At 44.6% G+C, this 6,739-nt stretch carries 3 protein-coding genes; 2 read left to right on the top strand and 1 reads right to left on the bottom strand.

Going from position 1 to position 6,739, the window contains the following annotated elements; genetic code table 11:
• The first annotated feature begins 18 nt into the window (after nucleotides 1-18).
• Both CAG69_RS07825 and CAG69_RS07820 read left to right on the top strand, forming a co-directional pair.
• Nucleotides 19-3,540, top strand: a complete 3,522-nt coding sequence (locus tag CAG69_RS07825) for a T6SS effector BTH_I2691 family protein (RefSeq protein ID WP_161443566.1) — start codon at nucleotides 19-21, stop codon at nucleotides 3,538-3,540.
• 3 nt (nucleotides 3,541-3,543) lie between these two features.
• Nucleotides 3,544-4,500 (top strand): hypothetical protein, encoded by a 957-nt coding sequence (locus CAG69_RS07820; RefSeq protein ID WP_161443564.1) that lies wholly within the window; start codon nucleotides 3,544-3,546, stop codon nucleotides 4,498-4,500.
• A 102-nt stretch (nucleotides 4,501-4,602) separates the two neighbouring features.
• Here CAG69_RS07820 and CAG69_RS07815 read toward each other — a convergent pair whose 3' ends face one another.
• Entirely contained in the window at nucleotides 4,603-6,699 is a 2,097-nt protein-coding gene (locus CAG69_RS07815) for a methyl-accepting chemotaxis protein (protein ID WP_161443562.1), read from the bottom strand.
• Nucleotides 6,700-6,739 lie beyond the last annotated feature (40 nt).

The following is a 6,739-nucleotide window of genomic DNA, read 5'->3' as shown; positions in this document are numbered from 1 at the left end:
CTTAAACATAGGCTAACGATGAGTAATCCACTTCCTCCAAAAACTTCGATGTTCTGGCACGACAACAGCTATACCCACGAAGAAGCCGTTCAGGCATTTGAAAGCGATGGCACGTTGAAATCGCTGAATATCGTTCCAACCACGGAATCCGATGATCTTGCTGGCTCACCCCCAGAGCGCAGTATGTTTTGGGAGGGAGAAACAAAAAAAATCGATCCGCCACCGCCGTCTGAACCAGAGCCTCTCAATTTAAAAACCGAGAAAGAACCAACAGAGGCTTTACCGGCACACTTCATCCCTGTTCGCTACGCCATCGATCAGCTAGAAACGGAAGAAACACAACCTTTTGGTTTGCCTGAAGAATGGAAAGGCCAAGGCCCAGCCAAACTCAATACCGTTGGCTACACCCTGCGTCAACTACGCGATGGTTGGCTGTATGTCTATGATGCAATTAACAAAAGCTTAGACGAATACGAAATCAAAGGAACGCAATTCACGCTCTATAAGTTGGGAGAATCAGAAAGCCCAAAATCAGAACAGCGTGGGACACCACAAGATGCAAGGCCCTTCCTTACTTACGTCAACGGAAGCGTACTATCGATTTGTTTCTCTGAGCACCGGTGGACATGGCACACGTTCATGCGCGTCCTTAACAATCCGAGTAATCATATCGATCGCATGCAAACCATTGTTCTGTCTGCAAACGAGAATCAGCACAACATTGCCCCAATAGATAAATTAACCCAAGTTGCTGATATTGAATCTTCTGCCGTCGATGATGGTCGCTTTGCGGATTCTGGCATCGCCACCAAAGCAGATGAAGATGGTTCTGTCTTTAAACCTGTTGCTGTCGAAAGTAATTTAACCTCTGCGATTCCAGAAGAAGAGTCGGGTTACTTCGTCGCGATAAAAGATTACGCCGCAGACATTCAAGATATGTCTCTGCATTTTGTTGGTGCTGCAAGCCCTTACCGTCTTTTCACTGACCAGTTTTCAAACCAGTGGAACTTGATGCAGACCGCCATGCAATTGTGCATGTTCGGGGCAAGTGACGAGATAGACATGCCAGCTAGCGTTAAGCGTAACAGTGAAGAGCTGTCGTTTTATACCGACATGGCTGAGTATTATGATTCCTCTAACCAACTTGATTTGGCAGAGCAGAACAAAAGCTCAGTTCAATCCGGCTATCCCGCCAAATTTTCCGCTGGAGCGATTGAATCACACCAACATACCCAAAGTGACATTGCCAAAGCGATACAGGACAAATATCGAATTTCTGCGAGCCGATTTGGTAAATACGAACAATGGATAGCGACTGAGCGCTGGCGTAAGCAGCTCAACTGGAAGCAAATGCTGAGCGAGATGCAAGAGCTATCAGAACAAAAAGAAACCTTGCTAGCCCAAGTTGTCTGGGTAAAAAGGGATTTTATTGCTGTAATGGAATCCTTGACACCTCATCATCTCGAGAGAACCTTCGACCTATACAGCGAAGACACGCAGTACAGTTTGTATCAACTGCACAAGCAAGCCGTTGAGTCATTTACTCTGGTGATGCAAGAAGAAGACCGCCAATGGGCTGAAAGCCAATGGGAAAAACCAACCAGTTTACTCGCTCTCTACACTTCCGGATTTAGTCGTAGTCTCTTTAAACAAGTGGAGAAGTTAATTCCTGAACAAGTTTCAAATCAGGTAGGTGAAGTAGACGTCGCCAAAATTGTTCCAGACACTGAAAGCTCAGACAAACAATTTATGGACTACGTTTCGGCAGCAAGTAATCGTGTGGGTATGTATGCAAAAGTAATGGACTTTATTTCTAACCCAAATACTGCAGAAACCGAGTTTTTAAAAGACATCGCGAAAGGATTTAAGGAACTAGATATAATCTTCAAAGCCGCAAACAGCGCAATAATGAAGAGTGCACTAAAATTAGGAGTTAGCTTTACTTCTCAAGCTTCACTTCTAATCATGCCCGTTTTCTCAAAGCCTTTAACTCGAAATAGCTTTTATTGGCGAGCAGTGTTCGCTGAACGTTTAGCTACCAATACTGCTGTCAAAATCAATAAAAACTATGCGCAAGGTTTTGGTGATTGGAAGTCTAACCATGATAAAAGAGTGGTTGCCTCAAACCAAAACAAGGCCATTATAGCAGCTTTTAATAAAGGCGATAAAACAGTATCAAAACAACAATATAAACAAGCCTTAAAACAACAAAGTCACCTCCAAAAAAGTCTAGCAGTGGCAACATTAGAATACCCACAATACATCGAGTTTCCAGATGACGTACTTGAGGCAACAATTCAAATGCGTAAAGATATATGGGATAACAGATTAAACAACCTTAATAAACTGTTTGAAGATGTGGGTGGTCTAGGCTTCTTAGCTCTGATTTTCAACTGTCTCGCACTTGCTGATGCAATGAACAGCATTCAAGAAACTGGGCTCATGACCCAAGATGATTTCTTGGATATTCAACAAAAGCTGTTTTACACGGCCGGAGCTTGGACGGGTATTCGTACGGGTAAATTATGGGATAAGGTTAAGGGGAGTGACGAACTCAGAGAGCACTCGCTTAAAACTCTTAAAAAGTTAGTAGGTCGAAATACAAAAGGCTTTGAAAACCTGGTTCTTGATGACTTAAAAGTATTTAATAAATGGCTCGCGATTACAGGGGCTTTAGGTGCGCTAGCTTCAGGTATAGAGGCTTACCGTTCTTGGCAACGAGAGGATGAGTTGTATGGTCGAGAGTTAGTGTTTCAAAGGTTGAGTACAGCTAGTTTAAGCGTAACAAGCGCTATCGCCACGTTGCAATTTGGAGGCGCATTAACAGGGTGGCTCTCACCTAACATAACATTTGGTGCTCCAGTTATGGCTGCTTTAGTTGTAGTAACGATTATTACTTTAGTTGCCAATCACGTTCTGAGTAAAGTAAAACAAGATGATTACCAAAAGTGGTTAGATAAACTACCTTGGGGTTATCACCCAGCTCGCACTCAGTGGAGCCAATCTGCAAGCTTGCCTGAAAGAGAAAAGCATAATTCAGCATTAGTGCAGCAAGCACTGTTTGACCTGCAATCCATTATTCAGCAGCCAACGGTATACCATCAGCCTATTGAAAAAATACAGGCTTATCCTGGCTATACACATCGTGAGTTAGTTGGTTTGGAAGTGCATGTTCAGCTTCCACGACGAGCTGCAACGAATGGTGTTACAGTGCGTACCAACACCAAGACAACAGAAGATGATTTAACGTCAGGCTCGTGGCATCAGAACGCAGATTTGGTCACGCTACAAACTCAGAGCCAAGCTAGCAAAGAGTTATTGGTGTATAAGGTAACATTGCCAATTAAAGAGGCCGATCAATACCTTGCTATGCAAGTAGCTTATGATGTGGAAGATGACGCCCCAGCTAAGCGTGAGTATTGGTTCCAAAACGGCATAAAACAGAGTGCAACTTATGGCGCGATTTCAGACAATACCAAACAAGACATCATTAAAAAAACACTCACCCCCGTTGTTGGCACATTAGTTTTTCAGGAGTAACCCTTGGCATATTCACCATTTTATATCACCCCAGAAGAATTGGCGGTTTATCAAGAGGCGCAAGAGCAAGAAATTCTCACAGGGGACAATTTAACAACGTGGCGTAAGTACGATATTGAAGAACCAAATCGATACCTTTATTTGTTCATTTCGATTGTGGCAATGTTGCCGATAATTGTATTTTTCTACTTCCTTGGCTTTTGGTCTAGAGGGTGGGTTAATGATGCCATATCGGTACTTGTCACATTTTTTGTGTACTCGTTAAGCTACTACATGTATGGACGAGACTATCGCTATGACTACATTTTTTCAGATAAAGGCTTTGTGATGAAAAAGCGTCGCAATATGCCTAAATGGATAAATACCGCCGCACAAGCTGTTGGCTGGATAGGTGCAGTGGTATGTGTGGTAATGGTAGCGGTGGTAGGCCCGATGGCGTTAGCGGGAGCTGGTGCTCTTATTTTATTCTCATTCGGTATGTTAAAACGCCAGCCTGATGAACGAACAGAAGTTAAAGTGAGCGAACGAGAAGATTGGCTTTTTGCGGACTACAACAAGAAAAGGAAAGTGATCCAGTTTTATTTTAAGCATGACATATGCAGATATCGAGACACTGCTCATAAGACTATCTTTCGCTCACAAGATCGATTCGATTGTTACGTTTTCTTTAAAACTGAATCGGATTTAGAATCCATGGTCGCGCAACTGTCAAAGGTCTACAAACTGAATTGTACCGAGGTCGATGACCATAAAAAGTTGTTTGAAGCAAAGCCAGAATCAAGGCTCTTTAGTATTCCGGTTTGTAGTAGAGAATATCAAACCGATGAGGTATTTGATTTAAGGGCGTCAAATGCCCCGCTCCCAGAGCGAGAATACCTTTACAACGGCAAGTGGCAAACGGAATCTGAAATCGAACGCTTAAAAACGGCTGGCGAACAGCAAGCAACTCCCGCTTCATAGTTTGCAGCAAGCATTAAAAAAGGCTCCAGAGGTAACTCTGGAGCCTTTTGTTTTGTGAGAAATAAACGTTTTAAGTTGGGTTAAACTCTTTCACTTACTTGATTAAGACAACTTGAACTTGCTCAACTCACCGTGAAGATCTCTCGATTTTACTGTCAGTTCATTGCTGATCGCTACAGAAGATGACATGGTATCCATCACTTCCATCGCCGTATCATTAATCACAACCACATTACGGTTGATCTCTTCCGACACCGAGCTTTGCTCTTCTGCCGCTGAAGCGATCTGATTATTCATATCATTAATCACTTCAATAGCTTGGTTGATTTCGGCCAACGCCAACTGCACTGCTTGTGTTTCTTCTTTGGTGTCCACCGCTTGCTTCTGGCTTTGCTCCATCAACACGACGATTGATTGCGTTTCTTGCTCCAAACGAGCCAACATTGCACGAATTTCTTCTGTCGAGCCTTGTGTGCGCGTCGCAAGGTTGCGGACTTCATCGGCTACCACAGCAAAACCACGACCCGCTTCACCAGCACGCGCAGCTTCAATCGCAGCGTTCAGCGCCAACAAGTTGGTTTGATCGGCAATGCCACCAATCTCACTCAGAATACCCTGAATCGCCGTGCTTGAAGCCACCAAATTCTGCGTCTGGTGCTGTGCATCATTCACTTGCGAAGCGAGGTTATCCACCGCGCTTGCAGCATTGTCCATACGCGACATGCCATTCGCACTATTGCTTTGAACTTGGCTTGCCGCCGCTGCTGCTTGTACCGCAGAATTTGCCACTTCTTGTGCGGTTGCGCTCATCTCATTAATCGCCGTTGCTAGCGAGTTGACTTCGTTCACTTGAACGTTCAGTTGATCTCTCGAAGCCGCCGCGCGAGCTTGGCCTTCACTTGCGTTTTTATCAACTTGGTCTGCCGTCGCCATTACGGTTAAAAGCATTTCCTGAATGCGAGCGAGGAAGGTATTAAACCAGTGCGCCAGTTGGGCGGTTTCGTCCTTACCTTTCACCTCAATGCGGTAAGTTAGGTCGCCCTCGCCTTGTGCTGCGTCTTTAAAACGCTCCACTAAGTTAGTTAACACTTTGCCCAACGAGGTCGCGATCATCGTCATCGCAACAATACCAATCAGAGCCGCAATAATCCCTGCCCACACTCCCTTTTCAAGAGCTTCTGCACTTTGTTCTTCACTCCATCGCTCGTAGTCATCCACGTTCTTTTTAAGGAAGCTACTGGGAACCGACACCATAACGATCCAAGGCGCATCGCTGGTTTCAATTGCAGTAATCGCATACTCATCCCCGCCAAACGTCACAAGGCCTGCGCCTTTTTGTTTCGCAATGGATTGAATACGAGCCCATTGAGACGCCAATTCATGAGAGACTTTTTTGCCCACTTGATCTGCTTGGCTGCTGTTCGCCAGTGTGATGCCTTTCCACGAAGAAATCAGAATACGGCCTTGTCCATCAAACAAGTCGCTCGCGTAATCTTCACTTTGGCTTTGTAACTCGTTCAATGACAAATCAAAACCAAGAGAGCCTATGATCTCGCCACGTAACTTGATTGGTTGGCTGATGGTCGTGATCAGTTCTTGTTTGCCGCGAACCGGATACATGTACGGTTCCATCACGAACGTTTTGCCCGTTTCGAAAGGCATCAAGTGCCAATCGTCTTTACGCTCACCGTTGTTGTTTAATTCAGTATTGCTAAAGCTATCCATCGCCACGACATCAAAACTGTTGTGCGAATTTGGCGAAAAGAATGGCGCTAAGTAGCCTTCGCTATTAAAGCCAAGGCTTTTGTCTTGAATCGTTGGCTCAACCCACGATGGCTTTTCCCACACCATGTAACCAGCAAACACTGCTTTGTTCTGAGCTTCTAGCGACGCAATAAACTGTTTAACAATAATGTCTGGCGTTGCGGTCGTCTCTGCGCTTAATTCGATAATTGAACGCGCTTGCTTTAGGTTCGCCAACACTGGCTCTAACTGGTTGGAAATATTCAGCCCTTGCTGAATCGCCGTATTGCTCAGGTCGGTCGTGGTGGCTTCGTTCAGTTGAGATTTTACTTTTGTAGTGATTTGTTCATTCACTTGCGTGAACGCATTGGTTGTCATACCCATTGCAATCAATAGAGTGAAGGCCATTGCCCCACCCGCACTGACAGCAATTCGAGTGCGTATACTGTTAAACATGATAGCCTCACAAATTGATTTTTATCTGGCATTAAGCATT

The organism is Vibrio sp. V43_P6S15P86 (assembly GCF_009904725.1).
Taxonomy (GTDB): Bacteria; Pseudomonadota; Gammaproteobacteria; order Enterobacterales; family Vibrionaceae; genus Vibrio; species Vibrio diabolicus.
Note: the sequence above shows the minus strand (reverse complement) of the source record. Positions and strands in the feature narration are given on the sequence as shown.

What these genes read in the sequence shown, in the direction of transcription:
- CAG69_RS07825 (WP_161443566.1), top strand. Translation starts at nt 19, where the DNA reads ATGAGTAATCCACTTCCTCCAAAAACTTCGATGTTCTGGCACGACAAC.
- CAG69_RS07815 (WP_161443562.1), bottom strand. Translation starts at nt 6,699, where the DNA reads ATGTTTAACAGTATACGCACTCGAATTGCTGTCAGTGCGGGTGGGGCA.